This is a genomic window from Lentzea albidocapillata (assembly GCF_000719115.1).
Taxonomy (GTDB): domain Bacteria; phylum Actinomycetota; class Actinomycetes; order Mycobacteriales; family Pseudonocardiaceae; genus Lentzea; species Lentzea albidocapillata.
On the sequence record NZ_JOEA01000011.1, the window covers coordinates 149350 to 169250 of the forward strand.

Consider the following 19901-nt stretch of genomic DNA (forward strand, 5'->3'; position numbering starts at 1 on the left):
TCCAGTGAGCTTGGAAGATCAACAACCCGTTCAGCCACCGAGGCAGGGCGCGAACCCGTACACCTCGTCGTCCAGGAGCACCACGTGCATCGACCCGATCTGGCTGCCGATCGCCTGATCTTCCTTGCGCAACGTGATCGTCACGGCGACGACGTAGACGTCACCCCGTGGGTGAGCCTTCTCGCCAGGGGGTGCCCAGTCGGCGTCCATGCGAAGCGTCGTCCACGTCGGCTCGACCTTGATCGTCGCGCCGCGCAGGTCGCACGTCTTCTGCCGGAAGTCCGGGTGCTGCGTGTCCTTCAGCAGCTTCGCCTGCTGGGCCGCGCCCTCCTCACCCGCCTTGTTGACGCGGGCGTAGTAGTCCTTGAACTTGGCGCGGCCGTCGTCGCTGAGCTGCACGGGCCGTGCCGTGCCCGCGATCGGTCCACCGCAGCCCGCCAGCAGCGCGAGCGCGACCAAGAGGACCGCGACGCGTTCAGCCACCGGAGTGCATCAGGTCGGCACCGGACGGCACCGTGGCGTCCTCGGGGTCGTCCAGCCAGCCCTCGGGCAGCACGACCTTCGCCGACGACCCCTGCCTGCCGCGCGGCCCCTCGGCGTTCTCGGGGAACGGCACCGCCTTGTCGAGCGTGCCGATGAGGTCGTCCAGCTCCTGCAGGCTCGACACCATCGCGAACGCCCGGCGCGTGTCGCCGCCGACCGGGAAGCCGTGCCAGTACCAGGCCATGTGCTTGCGCAGGTCGCGCAGACCCTTGTGCTCGCCGTCGTGGGCCGCGAGCAGCCGGGCGTGGCGGCTCAGCACCTCGGCGACCTCACCGAGGTTCGGGCCCTCGGGGATCGGCTCGCCGCGGAACGCCGCCTGCAGGTCGCGGAAGAGCCACGGCCGGCCGAGGCAGCCACGCCCGACGACCACGCCGTCGCAGCCGGTCTCAGCGACCATGTCGAGCGCGTCCTGGGCGCTGAAGATGTCGCCGTTGCCCAGCACCGGAATGCTCGTGACGGCCTCTTTGAGCCGTGCGATGGCCGACCAGTCCGCCTTGCCGGAGTACCGCTGCGACGCCGTGCGCGCGTGCAGTGCCACGGCCTGTGCGCCCTCGTCCTGCGCAATGCGACCGGCGTCGAGATACGTCAGGTGGTCGTCGTCGATGCCGATGCGGAACTTGACGGTGACCGGCATGTCCCCGGCGTTGCGGACCGCGGCCCGCACGATCTGCCGGAACAGCTCGCGCTTGTACGGCAGCGCGGCGCCACCGCCCTTGCGCGTCACCTTGGGCACCGGGCAGCCGAAGTTCATGTCCATGTGGTCGGCGAGGTTCTCGTCCACGATCATCTTCGTGGCCTCGCCGACGTTGCGCGGGTCGACGCCGTAGAGCTGCATCGACCGGGGGCTCTCGCCCTCGTCGAACGTGATCATGTGCATGGTCATCGCGTCGCGCTCGACCAGCGCCCGCGCGGTGATCATCTCGCAGACGTAGAGCCCGGCCCCGTACTGACGGCACAGCTGCCGGAACGCCACGTTGGTGATGCCGGCCATGGGGGCCAGCACAACGGGCGGGTCGACGGCGAACGGGCCGATCTTCAGCGTGGAGGGAACGGACACGCCCCTCAGGTTACGGCACTGACCTGCCGCGATCTTCACCGAGAGTGACCGCGAGCCCGCGTCCGCCGCCGCCGAGCACCACTGCGATCGTCCCCATGCTGACCAGCATGGCAGCGGATTCCTTGCGGCATCTGGGGTCTTCACCGACTGCGAACACCCCCGGTGCCCCGATCGGGTGTCAGGGGCTTCTGCAAACATGCAGTCGGAGGTGGCGTACCTGTGGGGGCGGTTGAACTGATCAGGTCCGGGTTCGAGCGGTTCTTCGTCGACGGGCCGGTGGGCAAGTCGACCGGCGGCGGTGAACAGCAGGTCATCAGCGTGCGGCAGGTGGGTGAGCTGGCCCTGCCGACGGGCCGGCTCGTGGCGGCCGACCCGTTCGTCGTGTGGCCGGACGACGCGGAGGCGTTCACCGACGTGGTCGAGCCGGGCAACTACCCGGTGTCGGTCTCGCTGGTGTCGTACATCGATGGCGACGGCCTGCCCGACGAGCGGCAGGGTTACCGCGTCGCGGCCGCCAAAGTGACGGTGAAGGACGAGACCGCGTACTCGTGGCGGCCGGCCGTGACGCCGGGCGAGCACGTGCCCATGCTCCCGGTGATGCCGGAGTTCGGGTACGACGTCAAGTCGAGCACCGGCGCGTTCTTCGACCTCGCCGCGGCTTCGGCGCTGGACCGGCTGGCCAGTGACGACGAGGCGGGCAACTGCGACCTGATCGACGCGCTCGGCGAGGTGGGCGGCGGCCGTGGCCCGGCCAACGTGACCGACGCCAGGTCCGGGTTGAACGTCGTGGCGTTCTCGACGGGCTGGGGTGACGGCGTCTACCCGACGTGGGTCGGCCGGAACACCGCGGGCGACCCGGTCGCGTTCGTGACTGACTTTTTCGTGATTACCCGAGCCTAGTTGCCTGGTGCCAACGGCCTAGCCACGCCATTTCGGCGTTTCAACAGGTCAGAGGTGGGTACGCGGGGAGGGTGAGCGAAGCAGAGGAGTCGGATCAGCGCAGACTCGCCCGCAACCTCAACGAGCTCCTCCAGGAGCTCCGCGTGGCCCAGGCCGGCGTGCAGATCCTGTTCGGCTTCCTGCTCTCCATCGCGTTCACCGAGAAGTACGCCTCCGTCAGCGGCTACATCCGCATCACCCACCTCGTCACCGTGCTGTGCGCCGGCGTGGCCGTCGCCTTCCTCACCGCGCCCGCCGCGTGGCACCGCGTCATGTTCCGCCAGGGCCGCCGCGAGGAGGTGGTCCGCTCGGGCAACGCGTTCGCCCTGACCGGCCTGGCCTTCCTGGCGCTGGCGATGACCGGCACCGTCCTGCTGCTCGCCGAGGTGATCCTGGGCGGCTGGCCGGCGGTGGTGGTCGGCGCGCTGGCGTTCATCGTCTTCGCCGGCCTCTGGTTCGCGCTGCCGCTCGCCTCAGCCCATGGTGCTCAGGACGGCGAGAGCTCCTAGTCCTACCGCCACCAGCAGCGCGATCAGCACGTTCTTCCTCGTGGGTCGAGACTGCTCTCGAAGCGCCTGAATCCCCAACGGCACCAACGCAACGCACAGACCGACCGTGCCGACGATGGACAACACCTCGGTGCCCTTGAGGACCCCGAGCGGCAGCAACCCCATGGTCGCCAGCGCCACCGCCCGGACCCTGCCGAGCACGCCGCCGTGGTACGTCCCGATCGCCAGCACGAACCAGCCGAACATGATCGTGAAGGACAGGAAGCTGAACAGGTGCAGGTCTCCGTACCCGCGCGCCACCAGTTCCGTCGCTCCCTCGACCCCCAGATGCCTCGTGGCGCTGAACGCCGCCTGGTCGACCCCGGCGTGGAACGTCCGCTCGAAGAGCCCGATCGTCACCAGCACCCCGCCCCAGGCAGCCCATCTGGGACTTCGGGCTCCGATCCGGTGCGCCAGGTACGCCACCGCCGCCCACATCACGACGTTGCCCGCCAGAAAAGCGGTGTAGGCCGCCTGCATCAACCCCGGATGCTCGGCCACCGCCCGCAACTGGTCGGGGAAGAAGAAGTTGAACGGCGACCGCAACAGCGTGCCTGCCAGCAACAGCACCGGCCCGACGATCAGCGCCGCGCCACCAACCCACCCGTTCGGAAACCTCATGGTCGTAGACGCTGTCACCGTCGTGACGACTTCTGATCGGCCCACGGTCCGACTTACCTCTCGGCCCGTGGTCCTAGACCCCTAGGTGGCACCCTGCTTTCTCCCTGATTCCCGGAACCGTTTCCCCGCAACGGGTCCTGTGCTCCCTACCGTCAGCACATGAGAGCCGCCGTGCACACGAGCTTCGGCCCGCCGGACGTCGTCCAAGTGGTGGAGAAGCCACTGCCCACCCTGCGTCCCGGCGATGTCCTGATCAAGGTCCACGCCACGACCGTGACCTCGGCCGAGTGCGCGATGCGCCGCGGAGAACCGTTGTGGGGCCGCGTGATCCTCGGCCTGCGCCGACCGCGTGCGGCGCTGCGCACCCTGGGCCTGGAGGTGGCCGGCGTGGTGGATTCGGTGGGTTCCGCGGTGACGGGTTTCCAGGCGGGCGACGAGGTCTTCGGCTTCACCGGCTTCGCGGTGGGCGCTCACGCCGACTACGTCCGCCTCCCCGCCACCGGCTCACTTGTTTTGAAGCCTCCGAGCCTGACCTTCGTCGAAGCCGCCGCTGCGGTGGACGGCGCCACCACGGCCCTGTTCTTCCTGCGCGACAAGGCAAAGGTCCGGCCTGGTGACCGGGTCCTGGTCAACGGAGCGTCCGGCAGCATCGGCACCTACGCCGTCCAACTGGCCAAACACCTGGGCGCCACCGTCACCGCCGTCTGCGGCCCGTCGAACGTCGAGCTGGTGAAGTCGCTGGGCGCCGACGAGGTGATCGACTACACCGCGCACGACTTCACCGCCGATCTGGACAGTTACGACGTCGTCTTCGACACGGTGACCAAGTCGTCGTACCGCGCGTCTCGACGTTCTCTGCGCGCCGGCGGCAAATACCTTCCGACCACCGGCCTCGCGAACAACTTCTGGGCCCTGTGGACGGCACTGCGCGGCGGCAAGCGCGTCGTCGTCGGCATGTCCGTCAACAAGCGCGCGACCTTGCCCGTGATCAGCTCTCTGCTGGACGAAGGCAAGCTGCGCGTGATCGTCGACCGCACCTATCCACTGGCTCGGATAGCCGACGCGCACCGCTACGTCGACGCAGGTCACAAGCGTGGCAACGTCGTGGTCACCGTGGCGGAGTGATCCGGTAGGCCGCTGACCCGTTGTGCAGGAATCGCGCCCGCCCGTGAGCACGGCCACCTGGGCGCCCGGCACGTCGTACTTCGCGATCAGCTCGCCCAACCCCATGCGGAAAAGTTACGGACGACCATGTCGATTTGAGGTCTGGCCGTTCGACGCACAGGCAGATGGACCGGAAAACCCGGATGAGACTGACGCCGCGATGAGAGAGACTCGGACGTACCGATGAGTTCCTTCGACGCTGCAGGTCTTCTCCGGTGTCACGAAGAACCTGATGCCAGCTACCGAGTGAGGGCCTGACATGCCTGCTGTGACCCAAGACCGACCTACCGCACAAGCGGGCAAAACACCGCTGGTGGTGCGTCTGCTGGTGCTGGCGACGTTCGTCGTGATCCTCAACGAAACGCTGATGATCAACGCGATTCCGCGCCTGATGGAGTCGCTGCAAGTGACTGAGCAGGCCGCCCAGTGGGTCTCCACCGCGTTCATGCTCACCATGGCCGCCGTGATTCCCGTCACCGGCTGGTTCCTGCAGCGAGTCACCACCCGCCAGGGCTACGCGATCGCGATGGGCGTCTTCCTGGCCGGCACCGCCCTCTCCGCCGTGGCGCCGACGTTCACCATCCTGCTGTTGGGCCGCATCGTGCAGGCCGCAGGCACGGCCGTGATGATGCCGCTGCTGATGACCACGCTGATGACCGTCGTCCCCGAACAGGACCGAGGCCGCGTCATGGGCAACGTGACCCTGGCGATCTCGGTGGCCCCGGCCCTCGGCCCGGCCATCTCCGGCCTGATCCTGCAACTGGGCTCCTGGCGCCTGCTCTTCGTCGCAGTCCTGCCGATCGCCGGCGCCGTGACCTACTTCGGCCTCCGCCACCTGGACAACATCGGCGAGCCCCAGGTCAGCACCCTCGACTGGGCATCAGCCGCGATGGCCACCCTCGGCTTCGGCGGCCTCGTCTACGGCCTGAGCCTCTTCGGCGAAGGCGAGTCCAACCTCGGCCCGAGCATCGGCATCGTCATCGCAGGTGCGGCCCTCATCGCGTTCTTCGTCCTCCGCCAGCTCAAGCTGCAGCGAACCGGCGCCCCGCTGATGGACCTCCGCACCCTCACCCACCGCACCTTCGCGCTGTCGCTGGCCCTCATGTGCATCGCGTTCCTGACGATGATGGGCTCGATGATCCTGCTGCCGCTCTACCTGCAGAACCTGCGAGGCCTCACCCCGTTGCAGACGGGCCTGCTCCTCATGCCCGGCGGCCTGGCCATGGGCCTCCTCGGCCCGAAGGTGGGACGCATCTACGACCGCCTCGGCAGCCGCCCGCTGGTCATCCCGGGCTCGATCGGCATCGTGCTCTCCCTGGCAGGCTTCACGCAGATCTCGATGACCATGCCGTACTGGCAGGTCCTGGTCCTGCACGCCCTCCTGATGGTGAGCCTGGCAGCAACCTTCACCCCGATCTTCACCCTCGGCATGGGCGCCCTCCCGCCGAACATGTACCCGCACGGCAGCTCGATCCTCGGCACCCTCCAGCAGGTGGCAGCAGCCCTGGGCACCGCCCTGGTCGTCACCGTCATGTCGGCCCGCGCCACCAGCTTGGTCGCCGAGGGAGCCGCCGCGGGGGCGGCGCAGTTGAGCGGCATGAGGCTGGCCTTCGTGATCGCGACGGTTTTGGCTGTGGCGACGATCGTCGTTGCGTTCCTGTTGCCTAGTCGCACGACCACGTCCGGCGACGTCGTCGCTCACTGACTGGACGGTTCCTACGGCCTCGACGCGTTGGAATCGTTCAGTCGAGCCCTGGACTTCGTTCGGTGGCAAGGCCACTGGACAGTGGGACGGCACTCTTGAGATGCGAAACCCCCAGGCTTGTGACCTGGGGGTTTTGTGGGCCGCCAGGGACTCGAACCCTGAACCCGAAGAGTAAGAGCCTTCGCTTGGCGTTGTTCGCGGATCTTCCTCGACAGTGCTCACTACCTGCGCGGATGCAGTCTTGATCTGAGCACTGTGGACAGTCACATCTCGACGTTTGCCGTTGTTTTGTGAGGGTTAAGTGTGGGTTGATCTTGGTCTTTCTGGACCCGCCCACACCCCTCCCATCATCCCGACACGGAGCTTCGAACGCGGGCGGTGGTGCAGGGTCAACGTACTCATTCCAGCCTCGGTGCGGCGTCGCTGGCCGCTGTCATGGTCACTGAGGCGGAGAGATCTTCCGTCCGATACTCGTCAGCGAGACGGAAGAACAGGTCGAGCGGGGCTTCCTTGCCGGCGTTCTCAGTGATGGCATGAGCCCAGCCGCATGCCATCCCCCAGCCGAACCGGGCGTAGAGCCAATCGCTGAAGGGACCACCGGGGTTCAAGAGGAACGACTCGGTGATGCCATGAACTTCGAGCGCTATGCCATAGCCCAGGAGCATGGTTTCCAGCTCGCGAAGCTGGCGTCCGCGGACCCACATGCTCGGCCTCAACCGGACCTGATCGAGGATGCTCCAGGCGTCCGTGCACTCGGCTAGCGGCACGGGTCTCGGGCGGTCGCTTGGTGGCATGGCCGGATTCTACGAAGCGATAGCACCGTTGAGCGGTGGCAAGGCGGCGCAGCCGTCGCGGCAGTCGAGCGCCATGCACCGCCGGCCTGGGCGACCATGCTGGCGCTCGTAGGGAGCCGGGGACGAATCAGGCTCGGATCGGGCGGGCCGTCAGCTGAGTGTCTGAGTTCCGGCGCGTAGCGCCGCCCGGCCGACCGGCGCAGCGAAGCGGATGCCGGGAGTGCCGGGATGGATGCTGGTGCAGCGCCTACCGCACGCGCCGCCAGCGGCGGCGCCTTGATCCCATAGAGCCAGATTCGGCAGCTGTGCGGGCGGCTTAAGTTGTATCGGTGTCAGCGTGCTTCACGAAATCAGTCGAGGTCGACGGCTACTGTTAGCACAGACCTTGGGCCTGCTGGTTCTCGTGAAGGAGGCACGTTGCGAATTACGCGTATGTCAGTCGAGGAAGGCTTCCTCGACGGCCTCGATATCACCTTCTCGCCTGGACTCAACGTCATCATCGGCGCGCGAGGTGTTGGCAAAACGAGTGTCCTCGAACTGATCCGATACGCACTCCGCCTTCCGCACATTGATGAGCGTCGTGCTGCTGACGCACGACGTCATGCCGAATCTGTACTCGGTGGTGGCCGTGTCACCGTGACCTATTCTATAGGTCAAGAGTTCTATTCTTCCTCGCGCTCTATGGCAGACCCTCCAGTCGATCTGGGTGTGGCGATATCTCTAACTCCGATGAGTCTAGGTCAAAACGAGCTGGAGGGAATCGGACTTGATCAACGTAGTCGTTTGAGGCTGTTGGACGGGCAAGCTGGTCTAAGTGACGCGACGTATTCCGAAGAAATAAGGACCCTAAGGTCGAGTGTTGCTTCGATGAGCGAGCAGCTCACAGAGCTGACTAGCCAGCGGGAGAGGCTTAGGCAGCAGGAGCTATCTCGCCACGCGTTGGTAAAACAGCTCGACGAGGCACGTGCTGCTGAGGCGAGGCTGATGAGTGATGGAGGTGCCGAGCTGTCAAAGCTGCGAAAGAGCCTGCTCATCGAACAGGATCGGATTGCTACCGAGCGGCATCGGTTGAATGACCTCACGTTTACCTATGAAGCATTGACAGGAATTGACAACGAAATAGGACGGGTTGTCCGAGCTATTGCGGCAGTGCGAGCTGAGATGAAGGAGCGAGAGGTTCCAGCTACGCACGTCGGCTACCTGGATATACTCGCACGTTTTCAGAATGATGCGACGCGTCAACTGGCCGCTTCAGTTGAAGAGATCAGTGAAAGAATGGTGATGCATCAGCGGGCCATCACCGAGATCAATGATCGTGCGCGACCTCTAAGGCAAGAGTTTGATCGGATCCAGCAAGGCGCGGGCGCCGCGGCACAGCTTACAGCACAATTGCAACAACAGCTGAATACTCTTGATGTAGCACTTGGTCGTCTGCGAAAGCTTGAGCGAAGGATTGAAGACCTTCGTCATGAGCGAGCGGAAACGCTCGGGCGGATTGACTCCCTGCGCGAGAGGATCTGGCTAGAGCGCAGTAAGGCCGCTAGTCGGCTTTCCAAGCTGTTCGCGCCGCGGATTAGAGTGGCCCTCGAACACTATGGAGATCGAAACGAGTACGTGGCACTTCTCGCGGATGCTCTTCGCGAGAGTGGGTTGCAGCATAATAAGACCGCAGATCATCTGTCCGAGCGCCTCAGTCCGCAAGAGCTTATCAATGCGATCGAACGGCGAGACGTAGCGCGCTTGACGTCAGTTGGTCAGCTGACAAGCACTAGGGCCGATAAACTAATTACTCACATGCTAGGAAGCTCGAAGCTTGGGTCCGTCATTACGGCAGAGGTAGACGACACCGTAGACTTCGAGCTGCTTGTCGGCGGTGAATACCGTTCCACTGAACAACTATCCACTGGACAACGTTGCTCGGTTGTTCTGCCTATATTGTTGGCAGATTCCGATCGAACCTTGCTGCTAGATCAGCCGGAAGACCATCTCGATAATGCATACTTGGTGGCCAACACTGTTGAACGCCTACGTTCACGTTCGAAAATCGCGCAGACGATCGTGGTTACGCACAATGCGAACATTCCCGTACTTGGCGATGCGGAGATGGTTATCGCATTGGAAAGCGACGGGCGTAGAGGTTACGTGAAGGAGAGCGGACCTCTGGCAGAGTCGGAAGTGATCGAAGCTATCACAAATCTTATGGAAGGTGGGCGAGATGCTTTTAGTAAGCGAGCCGCCTTCTACGGGAGGCTGTAAGTAATGGACCACTCCGATGCCCTGAGAGCCTTGTCGAGCGATGCACCATCTGAACGGTTGGAAGCAGCTAGGTACCTTCAATTCTGGGCAGTCCCGACTGATATAGCTATTTTGCGCACCCGCCTTCAGGTCGAGCCTGTCGGGTGGGTTCGGCGCGCTATCGAGGATGCCCTCTTGCGGCTGGGCGATACAGCAGCACACAAGGTCGATCTACAGGACTACATCGATGAGAGCGGTGACAATCCGGACGAAGCAGCAAAGGCCCGAGTTCGAATAACTCAGACTGTTGTACACGAACTCTCTCCCATTGTTTCGGCTATCGACTATTTTATTCGTGCCGAATGGCCTCAGTTTGAGGAGAGTAAGACAAAGCGTCATGTTGAGAGGCTGATCAGGTTTATCAGCGCCATTGATACCCTGGGTGGAATATCAAGTTCCGCGACGATGCGTGACACTAATCTTGCGGTTGTTATCTCGAACTGTGTCGAAGCTCAGCAGATTGCTTTCGGTATCCATATTGAGATCGACGGGCCTTCGTCTGTCGATGCGTATACGGATCCGGATTTGGTGGAGCTTATCGTCAGTAACGGGTTGAAAAACGCATGCGAATCCGCATGTCAAATTGCCAACGGAGAACCCGCTGTATCCGTTCTTTACGGTGGGAGCGACCGGGAATTCTGGGTGAACGTTGTAGATAATGGTGCAGGGATCCCCATGGGTAGTAGTGGAAGACTATTTAAGATTGGATCGACAACAAAAGAGGGCCACCTAGGCATGGGGTTGGCCCTGTGTGTCGAAGCCGCTGAAAGCATTACTGCTAAGATTAGGCTTTCAAGCGGTGATCGCGGTACGAAGTTCGAGGTCACCTTACCTATTGGCGGAGGCGAGCGTGCGGGTTCTTCTGGTAGAGGATAGTGCGGCAATAATTGAGGTTCTTCAACACTATTCGAACCGTAGGAACTTTGGACTTGTCTCGGCCACTAGTGTCAAGTCGGCGCTTGAAATTATTGACGATCCTGATCAAGATTTTGACGTCGCTCTGTGTGACTTGAAGATTCCGTCCCAAGACGGAGCGATTGACCTTTCTATTGAGAATGGCCTTGAAGTTGTGAGGCGCATCTCTGAAATTTGTCCCGGCGTCCCTGTTGTCGTACTTTCCGCGTTCGGGACTCTGGACGTCGCTCGAACAATGTTGTTGCAAGCACGTCAGCAAGACATATTTGGGACTGGAGTGGCTTTGCCGATGCTCCAGTATGAACAGAAGTCTTCCGGAACCATTGCTGCGTTGTCGTACCTGGGTGAAACGCAGGTCCAGATCGATGAGATCGGTGAGATTGAGGTAGAGAATGGCGAATCACTCACCGAACGGCAGCGCCGCGCACTGCGCATTTTCGCGCGCCGGCGAGGTGGTCGGATTGTCGAGTATCGTCCGCTATCTGGCGGCTTCTCCGGTGCCCGCACAGGCCTAATTGAGGTGCGAGATTCGACAGGCGCGGAGGTTGCGCGCGTGGTGAGTAAGATTACACGCTTTGATCGAGCGCTAGAGGAAAAGGATCGTTATCGGCAGTGTATCGCGGGCAGGCTGGGTGCAGGCTCTTACGCGGATCTAAATGATGAAGTGCTTGCGGGTTGCGGTCGCGATGCCGGTCTATTTTACAGTCTCGCCGATACCTACAAGATGGACCTTTTTAAGAAGGTCTTGTCAGACGATGAGATAGCGGCAGCGGCCGTTAGGCGGGTCCGAGAAGATTTGTCGTCATGGGTGTCCGGTGTTCCTCAGACGTCGAAAACCTGGCTCGAAATTCGGCGCGAGCTGATCAACGATGCCAAATATGCCGTTGTAGCGGAGAAGCATCCCATTGTAGACGTTCCTGACGGCCGAACGTTGCAGACGGTATGGGCAACGCAACACGGTGATTTGCATGGAGCTAACGTCTTGGTTGACGACAGCGGAAGGCCCGTGCTGATTGATTTCGGACGCGCTGGTCAAGCCCCAAGTGTGCTTGATCCACTCACCCTAGAACTGTCAGTACTGTTTCATGCTGATTCCCCGCTCCGTGCGGATGCGTGGCCAACTATAGAGCAGCTGGATAGCTGGTACGACTTGGATGTCTATCTAGACGGATGTCCGTACCCGAGCTATGTGAGGGCGTGTCGAGAATGGAGCGTGGCCGCGCGTGCTGGCTCCCGTGATTTCTATGCCACTCTCAATGCCTATTGTTTGCGGAATCTTCAATATGATGACGTCAATGTAGAGCGCGCGCTGCAGTTGCAGGCGTTGGCTGCCAACAAGCTTAACAACTCATAGTCAGACTGCAGGGTGGCCTGGTGAACGCGGAACTTGATTACGCTTACAGGTTGGCTGAAGCGACTCTATGCCGAGAAGTTCCGGTGCGTTGGGCCCATTCGGTGAGTGTCATGAAGCGAGCCATGCAAGCTGGCCCAATGTTCGATGCGGCAGAACTTGATCTTCTTTGCTCTGCGTCGATCCTCCACGATATTGGATACGCATCTGCGGCGCGTGTCACGGGTTTTCATGCCTTGGACGGTGCGCGATTTCTTGAGAAGAATTCGACTCCTGTTCGAGTGTGCGCGCTTGTCGCTCATCATTCATGTGCCTATATGGAGGCGGAGCTTCGAGGCCAGTCTGCTCAGCTTGCGAAGTGGGTGGACGAGAAGACTGCACTTCGGGACGCACTGTGGTGGGCTGACATGACTACGACGCCAAATGGTGGCGTAACGAACGTTCGTGGTCGTATCGCGGAGATCCAAGAGCGTTACGGCCCAGAGCACCTTGTGACCTTCTTTATCCGCCAGGCCATGCCTGAACTCGTCGCCGCAGTCGAGCGTACTGAGGAGCGATTGCGTGCCGTAGGGGTCGACTACACAGCGAAGTAGGACCTCGATCGTTCTTCGAACCCATGCTTGATGCGAAGACGGATTGACGGGTGGACGCTCAAGTCATCGAGGTCTTCTCGGCTGATCCAGTGAACCTCACTTGACTCATTGCTAGTCCGCAATTTCCCGCTGATAGGCAGGGCCCGGAAGCAGATGGAGAACTGCTGTCGTACCTCGCCGTCGGTGTAGGCGATGACGTGATCTGGGTCGGAGTACACACCGATGATGTCGGTGGGTTCGATGTCGATCCCGGTCTCTTCCTTGACCTCGCGGATGACGGCACGGCCGATGGTTTCGCCGACGTCCTGCGCTCCTCCAGGGATCGAATAGAGATCATTGTCGGTGCGTCGGATCATCAGCAGCCGGCCGTGCTCGTCCTGTACGAACGCGCTCACGGCCACGACGATGTTGGTCGCCTTCGGAGCGGTCGGGTCGTGGTAATGGTCAGTGCGTGCCACTGTGCGGCTCCTCAGAACGTGGTGCGCTTGGCGGAAGCCCAGACGGTCTCCAGGCTCTCGGAGTAGGTCTCGAACAAGTCCCCGGCGGACAGTCGTCGCAGGTGTAGCGCTGGCGCATGGGCGCCGGGGAACCCGTAGACGTGGGTGTTGACGATCATCTCGTCGTCGAAGCGGAAGACCGAGTTGTAGAGCGTCGTCTTGTGCAGCCGGATCTCAATGTTGGGCACGTCGACCAGCGGCCGGACGAACGCCAGCGCGTTGCGGATGCGCGCGGCCACAGTGCCCTTACCTAGTTGCTCCTCCTCGGACCGCCGGGATGCCTCGCGGCCGGCCGGATCGCCGAACAGAAGCCGGACCTTCGCGCCGTTCTCGGCCTTCGCGCGCAGCTCCTTCGCGAACATCGGCCGCTCCACGAGGAACAGAGCCGCGAGTGACAGGACCTCGATGTGCTCCGTGGCGTCGCTGAGTAGCCGGTCCCACAAGTCCGCGGGGATGTTGTTGCGGTGCGGGTAGACCTTCACGACCTCGGACTCGGCGATCTCGGCCTTGCGGTCCGCGGCTACCGCGTCGGGCCAGAGGTAGTGCTCGGTCTCGCGGACCATCGATGCGATGGCGTTGCGGTGGCGCGGGTACGGAATGCGTCCCCTGGTGATCCAGCGTTCGACGGTCTTGGGGTCGACGCCGGTCGCGCGGGCCACATGGTCGAGGCTCAAGCCGTTGCGTAGCAACGCTTCGCGTAGGCGGTCGTTGGCCATCTGCCCTCCCGAGGGATGACTAGGGACGACTTCAACGTAACAGAGACGTCCTCAGAAATCCCGCTGTGCGGTGCTTGCGTCCTCGTGTTTCGCCGAAAGTCGTAGGTGTCGAGAACGGCTGACAGCAGGTCAGGCGGCACAGACGACAGGAGCAAGACGATGGCGATCACAGGTGGGAGCAGGCTCCCGGCGGGTCATGACTTCGTGTTCCCGAGGGGCGCGCTCGTCATGGGCGTGGAACCGGTGCTGAAGTTCCAGTCCGCCGATGAGCGGGCGAAGGGCCTGCCGGTGGAGCAGGAGAAGGACAAGGAGACCGGTCTCCTTGTGTGGTCGGTCCTGGTGATCGACCAGGCGGCCGAGCGCAAGACGGACGCGGTGGTCACGGTGAAGATCTCCGCGCCTCACCAGCCGGTGCCGCCGGACGCCATCCCCGGTACGGACGTGCGGCCGGTGGTCTTCGAGGGGCTGACGGTCACGCCGTGGATCGATGACAAAGGCTGCCGTGCCACGCACGCCGGTGAGCGTCACCGGTGCCGCGCGAAGCTGGGCTACAGCCTGCGGGCCTCAGGCATGAAGCCGGCTGTCAGCAAGCCTGCCGCCAAGGCCGCGTAATGCCGGACATGGTGCGGGTCCACGTGACCGCCGATCTCCCGATGCGTCCCCTCGCGATGCCGTTCGCTGACCGAGTCGAGCTGCGGTTCGGCAAGGCGTTTCCCGTGGTGCTGGTGGTCGACCGTGATGCGGTGCCTCGGCTGCGGGAGGTCCTGGACGAGGGATGGAAGGCGCTCCAGGCGTCGGCTGCTCGGCAGGAAGGTGGGCAGTGATGGGCTTCAACGCCACCTGTACGCCCGGGCGTGACGCGGCTGCGGCGATGGTTCGAGTGACGCCGCAGGTTCCGGCGCTGGTCATCTACCTGGACCCGGTCAACATCGCGATCCAGCTCCCGCCGTTTCCTGGCGGGTCGGACGTGCTGATGCGGTTCTGTCGGGAGCTGTCGCGTGAGGCGTCCAAGCTGGCCGATCACCTCGGCAGTCACGAAGGGCGGCACGCCCTTGCGGAGGGAGATCCTGATGTCCGCGGTTAAGGCGATGCATTGGGGCTTGGCCGAGCAGGTCAGGACGCTGAGCGAGGCACATGACGTGCTGAGCAAGCTGCTCCCCGATCCGAAGTCCAAGCCCGACGTGCTGAAGGACTATTACCTGCGCTCGGCCGCTATCTACGCGCGCGTCGCGGAGACCGACCGGAGTCACCACCACGAGGCCATGTACTGGGCGACTCGTGAGCGTGAGAAGGGCGAGGCGATCCAGCTCCGCAAGAGCTAAGCAAGTCCTGTTTGGACAGAACACGTGACTCTGCTGGGTCACGTGGCGATGCCGCACGTCTTGTTGCGGCGCAAAGAGAACATGAGACGCAGGAGCGGAACCCGGCTACCAACCTCGCCGCTCCTGCGTTGTCCACCCAATTCGGGAGTGAACAACGATGAGCGTAGAGCCTGAGCGCATTCGTGCGCTAGACGGGGCCACAAAGCAACTGCTGTGGGATCGGATGATCTCCAGCAAGCAGACCGTTTCTAGCTACGTCGTCATGCTCGACGGCGGCTCGTTGGAGACGATGGAACTCACGGCCGCACAGGCTGAGGGCTTCGAGTGTTTGACCTGCAAGGCGCAGCACACCGCCGATGCGGGAGCGTTCCAGCCTGTTGGGCGCATCCCGAGCGTTGGCAGCGTCTTTCAGTGCGTCGCGTGCTCGGGCGGCGCGCGATGAGGGGCAACCGTTGGGTCGATCCCGCGCCGTTTGAGGGTGCCCGTCCGCAGGTTCCTTGGTGGGTATGGCTTCCTGGTTGGGTCAAGCTCGTACTCGCGCCACTCGCGCTGGTGTGGCTGACGGTCCGTCTGGCTGTGAAGCTCACCGTGCTGGCCATCCACTATCCGGTTGTGGTGACGCTTGGCCTCGGCGGCTATGTCGCCTATCGGCAGTTCGGACTGTCACCGCTGGTCTTGGCTCTGTTGTCGCTCGTATGCGCCCTGACCGTTTGGTATGGCCTCGATGGTGCGTCGTTCCTGCGGCACGGCTGGTACCGGCTGCTGACTGAGTGGAGGCGGCTGACTGTCTACGTGCCGCAATGGCGCACCGTGATGCGGCTCGCCGAGCTTGCGAAGGAAGTCCGCGGGAAGGAGTACCTCCCGAAGCTGCGCCGGGTCCGGTCCGAGGGTTGGCGGGACAAGGTTCGCGTGCGGATGATCCCGGCCCAGTCGCCAGAGCAGTGGGAAGCACGTCGGGACAACCTGGCGCACTCGTTCAACGCCCGGTCTTGCCGGGTCAGGGTGCTCAAGCCGCGCGTGCTTGAGCTCGACTTCATCCACGCTGACCCGCTGTCGCGTCCCGTGGTCGTGCCGCAACTCGCCGACGCCGGAGAAGTTGACCTCAAGCGTGTGGTCGTCGGCCGTACCGAGACCGGGAAGCCCTGGCGGCTGAAGCTCCTCGGCTCGCAGGTGCTCGTGGTCGGCGTACCTGGCGCGGGTAAGGGCTCGGTGCTCTGGTCGATCGTCTGGCAGCTCGCCCCGGCCATCAAAGCCGACATGGTCCGACTCGTCGGCATCGACCCGAAGGGCGGCATGGAGCTGGGCCAGTGCCCGGACGCGTTCGAGAAGGTCATCTACGACAACGGGCCAGAAGCTGTTGCCCTGCTTGAAGAAATCGCCGCAGAGGTCAAGGAGCGTGCCTCGCGTTACCGGGGCATTCGGCGGCTCTGGGCTCGCAACACTGGTGAGCCGTTCACGGTCCTGATCGTGGATGAGCTGGCGGATCTGATCGCTTACCAGCCGGACAGGAACCTCCGTGAACGCGCCACCCGTGCTGTTCAAACGATCACCTCGCAGGGGCGTGCGCCTGGGTATGCCGTTGTCGGCCTGGTCCAGGACCCGCGCAAGGAAGTGGTCGCCTTCCGGCACCTGTTCACCACTCGCGTGGCACTGCGCCTCGATGAGCCGATCCAGGTCGACATGGTCCTGGGCGACGGCGTCCGGCAACGCGGCGCGGCTGCCCACGAGATCAGCGAGAACACGCCTGGTGTCGCCTCGCTCAAGGAGGACGGGCAGCGCGAACCCGAGCGGGCCCGGGCCTTCCATGTCACTGATGCGGACCTGGTCGAGCTGGCTGTCTACCTCGCTCCGGCCACGGTTCACGAGTTCCCCGAGCGGTCCGAGGGGAGTGCTGCGGCATGACCGAGTACCTGAATCGCTCAGAGCGGATGAAGCAGCCGGCCGCGCTCGACGTCGCTCGGGCCGTCGCAGAAGAGCACGGCGTGTGCGTCCGTCCGTTGGCCAAGGAACGGATCGATCTCGACACCGGACGCGTGGACATCGTGCCTGTGCCGTGCGGCTCGACGGTCGCGAGTGTCTGCCCGACCTGCGCCGAGAAGAACCGGCGTCTGCGGATGGCGCAGTGCCGCGAGGGATGGCACCTGACCGACGAACCGGACTTCACTCCGAACGCCCCGAGCAATGATCAGCGGGAGCTGACTGAGTACCGGGCTGACCTGGTCAAGGCCTTCCGCTTGGCCCTCGATGAGGGCGATGAGGTCGGCGCGGAGGAAGTGCGGGAGGAGGTCGCGGAGGTCGACGCAGAACTTCGGCAACTCGGAGTCCGCGGCTCCCTCCCTTCTCTGGAAGTCCCGCTCAAGGCTGCGCGGAAGCGGTCGACCAGGCGGCGGCAGGACGCGCCCAACCTGCCTCGGCGGCCCGTCAGTAAGCGCACGGTCGGCAAGGTCTTCGGCGGCAAGTACCAGCCCTCGACGTTCCTCACGCTGACGCTCGACAGCTACGGCAAGGTCCGCAGTGACGGCACGCCTGTTGATCCCTCCCGGTACGACTACCGCCGTGCTGCGCGGGACGCTGTGCACTTCGCGGCGCTGCTGGACCGGTTCGTGCAGAACCTTCGGCGCTGCGTCGGCTGGGAGGTTCAGTACTTCTCCGCCGTCGAACCACAGCGGCGGTTGGCTCCGCACTGGCACGCGGCGGTCCGAGGAAGCATCTCCCGTGCAGAATTGCGGGCGGTCGCTGAGGCCACCTATCACCAGGTTTGGTGGCCTGCCCATGACGAGATCAAGTACAGCGGCGACAACCTGCCGGTGTGGGACGTCCGGGCCAAGGGCTTCGTTGATCCGCATACGCGAAGGGCCCTGCCTATCTGGGAAGAAGCCCTCGATGAGGTCGAGCGACCGGCACACGTCGCGCGGTTCGGGGTTCAGGTGCACTCCAAGGGCATCCTCGGCGGCACCCAAGAAGCCGGCCGTCACATCGGCTACCTGACGAAGTACCTCACCAAGAGCATCAATGAGTGCTTTGAGGCGCAGACAGCCCGACAGGACGACCACGCTGAACGCCTCTGCGCTGAGCTCGCGGTCACGCCCTGCTCGCCGCAATGCGGGCTGTGGCTGCTCTACGGCGTCCAGCCTCGTGGGGCTCGGCTGTCGACGGTGCCGGGCAAGTGCAAGGGGAAGGCGCACAAGCGGACCACGCTCGGGGTCGCTGGTCGTCGCGTTCTGGTGTCGCGGAAGTGGTCCGGGAAGTCCCTCGCGGACCACAAGCACGATCGCAAGGCGTTCGTTCGGCAACTGCTGGCCAATGTCGGGATCAAGCCCGATGACCAGCCTCAACGCCTCGTCTGGAACAACGTCCAGCCCGGTGACCCGAACGTGCCACCACGGGCGCACCTGCTGTTGAGCGCCGTCGCAGAGCGCCGCAGGTGGAAGGCCGAATACACAGCTGCGCTGCTGGCATCTGCCGGACCTCCGGGGAGTTCGGCAACTCCGCAAGCTGCTTGATCTAGGGGGAGAACATCATGGAAGCACACCAGTTTGAACCACTGTGGACAGTAAATGACGTCGCTATCTACCTGAACGTCCCGGTTCACACGCTCTACGGCTGGAGGACCAAGAACTACGGGCCGCCCGCTCGGCGCATCGGCAAGCACCTGCGGTACCTGCCGTCCGAGGTGCGGAGCTGGTTCGAGCACCTGCTTGAGGAGGCGGCCTGATGGGACGTCCGCCTTTGGACATCGGCACGTATGGCGTGATTCGTTGCTATGAAACGGATTCAGGCTGGCGTGCGACCGTGAAGTATCGCGACTACGACGGCAAGACGCGGCCTGTCGAGCGGTGGGGGAAGACCAAGAGCGCCGCAGAGCGGAGCCTCAAGAAGGCACTCGCCGAGCGGAAGGGACCGTCCGGCAGTTCGCTGACGCGCGAGAGCCGGTTCAAGGAGGCCTTGGATCAGTGGTTCGCGAAGTTTCAGGCGCTTGCTGACGCTGGGAAGCGGTCGCCCAGCAGCGTCGACACGTACCGAAGCATCATGGATCGGCACGTGTTGCCTGGCCTTGGTGAGGTGCGGATTCATGAGATGTCGGTGGCGCGGCTCGATGCATTCCTGAGTGCGCTGTGGCGGTCGGTCAGCGTGGACACGGCGAAGACGGCTCGCTCGGTGATCTCGGGGGCTCTGCGGATTGCTGTCCGAGATAAGGCGCTGGACACGAACCCGGTTAGGGAGGTGGAACCGCTGGAGGCTGGGCGTAAGAAGAGTCCGCGGGCGCTCACGCTGGAAGAACGGGTCCTCTGGCTGGAGATGCTCGAGTCCGATCCGAAGGCTGTGAAGCGGGACCTTCCCGATCTGTCGCGCTTCATGATGGCCACGGGCGTCCGCATCGGTGAGGCGTTGGCCGTCTACTGGGAGGACGTCGACTTCGAGGCCGGCACGGTCGCCGTGAACTACACGGTCATCCGGGTCAAGGGCGTTGGACTGATCCGGAAGTCGACCAAGACGGAGGCCGGTGAGCGCACCCTTCTGCTGCCGCAATGGGCGCTCGACATCCTGCGGCGGAGGCACAAGGCCACCAGCTTCCCGAACGGGCCGGTCTTCCCTGACGCCCTCGGCGGGCTCCGTGACCCGTCCAACACCCGGAAGGATCTCCGGGCGGCTCGCGGCGGGGATGAGTTCGCCTGGGTGACCTCGCATGTCTTCCGGAAGACGGCGGCGACCATCCTCGATGAGTCGGGGCTCTCGGCGAGGCAGGTCGCGGACCAGCTCGGCACGCTCGGCCGTCGATGACGCAGGACACCTACATGGCTCGGAAGACGGTCGACCGGCGCGCCGCAGACGCCTTGGAA

Annotated in this window: 23 protein-coding genes; 17 read left to right on the forward strand and 6 right to left on the reverse strand. The window is 63.7% G+C overall.

Translation table 11 applies throughout. The features are described from left to right. Positions 1 to 30: 30 nt before the first annotated feature. Both IG04_RS0118265 and dusB read right to left on the reverse strand, forming a co-directional pair. Positions 31 to 483: a hypothetical protein gene (locus tag IG04_RS0118265; RefSeq protein ID WP_030477873.1), complete on the reverse strand. Its 453-nt coding sequence runs from the start codon at positions 481 to 483 to the stop codon at positions 31 to 33. Then, positions 476 to 1600 carry a tRNA dihydrouridine synthase DusB gene (gene dusB, locus IG04_RS0118270; protein ID WP_245816301.1) on the reverse strand — a complete coding sequence of 375 codons (1125 nt, stop codon included), beginning with the start codon at positions 1598 to 1600 and terminating at the stop codon, positions 476 to 478. The genes IG04_RS0118265 and dusB overlap by 8 nt, the downstream gene beginning before the upstream one ends. A 219-nt stretch (positions 1601 to 1819) precedes the next feature. Here dusB and IG04_RS0118275 point away from each other — a divergent pair, with 219 nt between their 5' ends. Both IG04_RS0118275 and IG04_RS0118280 read left to right on the forward strand, forming a co-directional pair. Then, complete coding sequence (locus IG04_RS0118275; RefSeq protein ID WP_051770153.1) at positions 1820 to 2500, forward strand: DUF4241 domain-containing protein; 681 nt, start codon at positions 1820 to 1822, stop codon at positions 2498 to 2500. 71 nt (positions 2501 to 2571) lie between these two features. Further along, positions 2572 to 3048 carry a DUF6328 family protein gene (locus IG04_RS0118280; RefSeq protein ID WP_030477876.1) on the forward strand — a complete coding sequence of 159 codons (477 nt, stop codon included), beginning with the start codon at positions 2572 to 2574 and terminating at the stop codon, positions 3046 to 3048. On the opposite strand, the gene IG04_RS0118285 is transcribed toward IG04_RS0118280, so the two are convergent. Further along, positions 3013 to 3708, reverse strand: coding sequence for a hypothetical protein (locus IG04_RS0118285; protein ID WP_030477877.1), 696 nt, complete (start codon positions 3706 to 3708; stop codon positions 3013 to 3015). The genes IG04_RS0118280 and IG04_RS0118285 overlap by 36 nt on opposite strands. 159 nt (positions 3709 to 3867) lie before the next feature. Between IG04_RS0118285 and IG04_RS0118290 the strand changes: the two genes are divergently transcribed. Continuing rightward, positions 3868 to 4833, forward strand: coding sequence for an NAD(P)-dependent alcohol dehydrogenase (locus tag IG04_RS0118290; protein ID WP_030477878.1), 966 nt, complete (start codon positions 3868 to 3870; stop codon positions 4831 to 4833). Positions 4834 to 5185: 352 nt separating this feature from the next. Continuing rightward, positions 5186 to 6577, forward strand: coding sequence for an MDR family MFS transporter (locus IG04_RS0118295; protein ID WP_245816299.1), 1392 nt, complete (start codon positions 5186 to 5188; stop codon positions 6575 to 6577). Positions 6578 to 6975: 398 nt separating this feature from the next. On the opposite strand, the gene IG04_RS0118300 is transcribed toward IG04_RS0118295, so the two are convergent. After that, positions 6976 to 7371: a hypothetical protein gene (locus IG04_RS0118300; protein ID WP_051770155.1), complete on the reverse strand. Its 396-nt coding sequence runs from the start codon at positions 7369 to 7371 to the stop codon at positions 6976 to 6978. A 432-nt stretch (positions 7372 to 7803) separates the two neighbouring features. On the opposite strand from IG04_RS0118300, the gene IG04_RS45350 reads away from it, so the two are divergent. The 4 genes from IG04_RS45350 to IG04_RS45365 are packed head-to-tail and all read left to right on the forward strand — an operon-like array spanning position 7804 to position 12525. Next, positions 7804 to 9627 (forward strand): AAA family ATPase, encoded by a 1824-nt coding sequence (locus IG04_RS45350; RefSeq protein WP_084401492.1) that lies wholly within the window; start codon positions 7804 to 7806, stop codon positions 9625 to 9627. A gap of 3 nt (positions 9628 to 9630) precedes the next feature. Then, positions 9631 to 10542, forward strand: coding sequence for a sensor histidine kinase (locus tag IG04_RS45355; RefSeq protein WP_084401485.1), 912 nt, complete (start codon positions 9631 to 9633; stop codon positions 10540 to 10542). Beyond that, entirely contained in the window at positions 10517 to 11935 is a 1419-nt protein-coding gene (locus tag IG04_RS45360; RefSeq protein WP_159460477.1) for a response regulator, read from the forward strand. The genes IG04_RS45355 and IG04_RS45360 overlap by 26 nt, the downstream gene beginning before the upstream one ends. Positions 11936 to 11955: 20 nt before the next feature. After that, positions 11956 to 12525, forward strand: coding sequence for an HD domain-containing protein (locus IG04_RS45365; protein ID WP_245816297.1), 570 nt, complete (start codon positions 11956 to 11958; stop codon positions 12523 to 12525). Here IG04_RS45365 and IG04_RS0118315 read toward each other — a convergent pair. Together IG04_RS0118315 and IG04_RS0118320 are read right to left on the reverse strand one after the other, a co-directional pair. After that, complete coding sequence (locus IG04_RS0118315) at positions 12510 to 12983, reverse strand: NUDIX hydrolase (protein ID WP_030477882.1); 474 nt, start codon at positions 12981 to 12983, stop codon at positions 12510 to 12512. The two genes, IG04_RS45365 and IG04_RS0118315, sit on opposite strands and share 16 nt — an antisense overlap. An 11-nt stretch (positions 12984 to 12994) precedes the next feature. Continuing rightward, positions 12995 to 13738, reverse strand: a complete 744-nt coding sequence (locus tag IG04_RS0118320; protein WP_030471735.1) for a DUF5919 domain-containing protein — start codon at positions 13736 to 13738, stop codon at positions 12995 to 12997. A gap of 159 nt (positions 13739 to 13897) precedes the next feature. Here IG04_RS0118320 and IG04_RS0118325 point away from each other — a divergent pair, with 159 nt between their 5' ends. The 9 genes from IG04_RS0118325 (at position 13898) to IG04_RS42675 (ending at position 19842) form a co-directional block, all read left to right on the forward strand. Continuing rightward, positions 13898 to 14350: a hypothetical protein gene (locus IG04_RS0118325; RefSeq protein WP_030477883.1), complete on the forward strand. Its 453-nt coding sequence runs from the start codon at positions 13898 to 13900 to the stop codon at positions 14348 to 14350. Positions 14351 to 14373: 23 nt separating this feature from the next. Then, complete coding sequence (locus IG04_RS0118330; protein WP_229694045.1) at positions 14374 to 14562, forward strand: hypothetical protein; 189 nt, start codon at positions 14374 to 14376, stop codon at positions 14560 to 14562. After that, positions 14562 to 14822, forward strand: a complete 261-nt coding sequence (locus tag IG04_RS0118335; RefSeq protein WP_030477884.1) for a hypothetical protein — start codon at positions 14562 to 14564, stop codon at positions 14820 to 14822. The genes IG04_RS0118330 and IG04_RS0118335 overlap by 1 nt, the downstream gene beginning before the upstream one ends. After that, positions 14809 to 15060: an AMED_5909 family protein gene (locus IG04_RS0118340; RefSeq protein ID WP_229694044.1), complete on the forward strand. Its 252-nt coding sequence runs from the start codon at positions 14809 to 14811 to the stop codon at positions 15058 to 15060. The genes IG04_RS0118335 and IG04_RS0118340 overlap by 14 nt, the downstream gene beginning before the upstream one ends. A gap of 223 nt (positions 15061 to 15283) precedes the next feature. Next, positions 15284 to 15502 carry a hypothetical protein gene (locus IG04_RS0118345; protein WP_157512944.1) on the forward strand — a complete coding sequence of 73 codons (219 nt, stop codon included), beginning with the start codon at positions 15284 to 15286 and terminating at the stop codon, positions 15500 to 15502. Then, positions 15472 to 16962, forward strand: a complete 1491-nt coding sequence (locus tag IG04_RS0118350) for an FtsK/SpoIIIE domain-containing protein (protein WP_338043543.1) — start codon at positions 15472 to 15474, stop codon at positions 16960 to 16962. Before IG04_RS0118345 ends, IG04_RS0118350 begins: the two co-directional genes overlap by 31 nt. Next, positions 16959 to 18563, forward strand: coding sequence for a replication initiator (locus tag IG04_RS0118355; RefSeq protein WP_030477888.1), 1605 nt, complete (start codon positions 16959 to 16961; stop codon positions 18561 to 18563). The genes IG04_RS0118350 and IG04_RS0118355 overlap by 4 nt, the downstream gene beginning before the upstream one ends. A 17-nt stretch (positions 18564 to 18580) precedes the next feature. Beyond that, complete coding sequence (locus IG04_RS0118360) at positions 18581 to 18775, forward strand: helix-turn-helix transcriptional regulator (RefSeq protein WP_030477889.1); 195 nt, start codon at positions 18581 to 18583, stop codon at positions 18773 to 18775. A gap of 14 nt (positions 18776 to 18789) precedes the next feature. Next, positions 18790 to 19842, forward strand: a complete 1053-nt coding sequence (locus IG04_RS42675; protein WP_338043544.1) for a tyrosine-type recombinase/integrase — start codon at positions 18790 to 18792, stop codon at positions 19840 to 19842. The last annotated feature ends 59 nt before the right edge of the window (positions 19843 to 19901 follow it).

What these genes read in the sequence shown, in the direction of transcription:
- IG04_RS0118285 (WP_030477877.1), bottom strand. Translation starts at nt 3,708, where the DNA reads ATGAGGTTTCCGAACGGGTGGGTTGGTGGCGCGGCGCTGATCGTCGGG.
- IG04_RS0118290 (WP_030477878.1), top strand. Translation starts at nt 3,868, where the DNA reads ATGAGAGCCGCCGTGCACACGAGCTTCGGCCCGCCGGACGTCGTCCAA.
- IG04_RS0118300 (WP_051770155.1), bottom strand. Translation starts at nt 7,371, where the DNA reads ATGCCACCAAGCGACCGCCCGAGACCCGTGCCGCTAGCCGAGTGCACG.
- IG04_RS45350 (WP_084401492.1), top strand. Translation starts at nt 7,804, where the DNA reads ATGTCAGTCGAGGAAGGCTTCCTCGACGGCCTCGATATCACCTTCTCG.
- IG04_RS45355 (WP_084401485.1), top strand. Translation starts at nt 9,631, where the DNA reads ATGGACCACTCCGATGCCCTGAGAGCCTTGTCGAGCGATGCACCATCT.
- IG04_RS0118320 (WP_030471735.1), bottom strand. Translation starts at nt 13,738, where the DNA reads ATGGCCAACGACCGCCTACGCGAAGCGTTGCTACGCAACGGCTTGAGC.
- IG04_RS0118325 (WP_030477883.1), top strand. Translation starts at nt 13,898, where the DNA reads ATGGCGATCACAGGTGGGAGCAGGCTCCCGGCGGGTCATGACTTCGTG.
- IG04_RS0118335 (WP_030477884.1), top strand. Translation starts at nt 14,562, where the DNA reads ATGGGCTTCAACGCCACCTGTACGCCCGGGCGTGACGCGGCTGCGGCG.
- IG04_RS0118340 (WP_229694044.1), top strand. Translation starts at nt 14,809, where the DNA reads ATGTCCGCGGTTAAGGCGATGCATTGGGGCTTGGCCGAGCAGGTCAGG.
- IG04_RS0118345 (WP_157512944.1), top strand. Translation starts at nt 15,284, where the DNA reads ATGATCTCCAGCAAGCAGACCGTTTCTAGCTACGTCGTCATGCTCGAC.
- IG04_RS0118355 (WP_030477888.1), top strand. Translation starts at nt 16,959, where the DNA reads ATGACCGAGTACCTGAATCGCTCAGAGCGGATGAAGCAGCCGGCCGCG.
- IG04_RS0118360 (WP_030477889.1), top strand. Translation starts at nt 18,581, where the DNA reads ATGGAAGCACACCAGTTTGAACCACTGTGGACAGTAAATGACGTCGCT.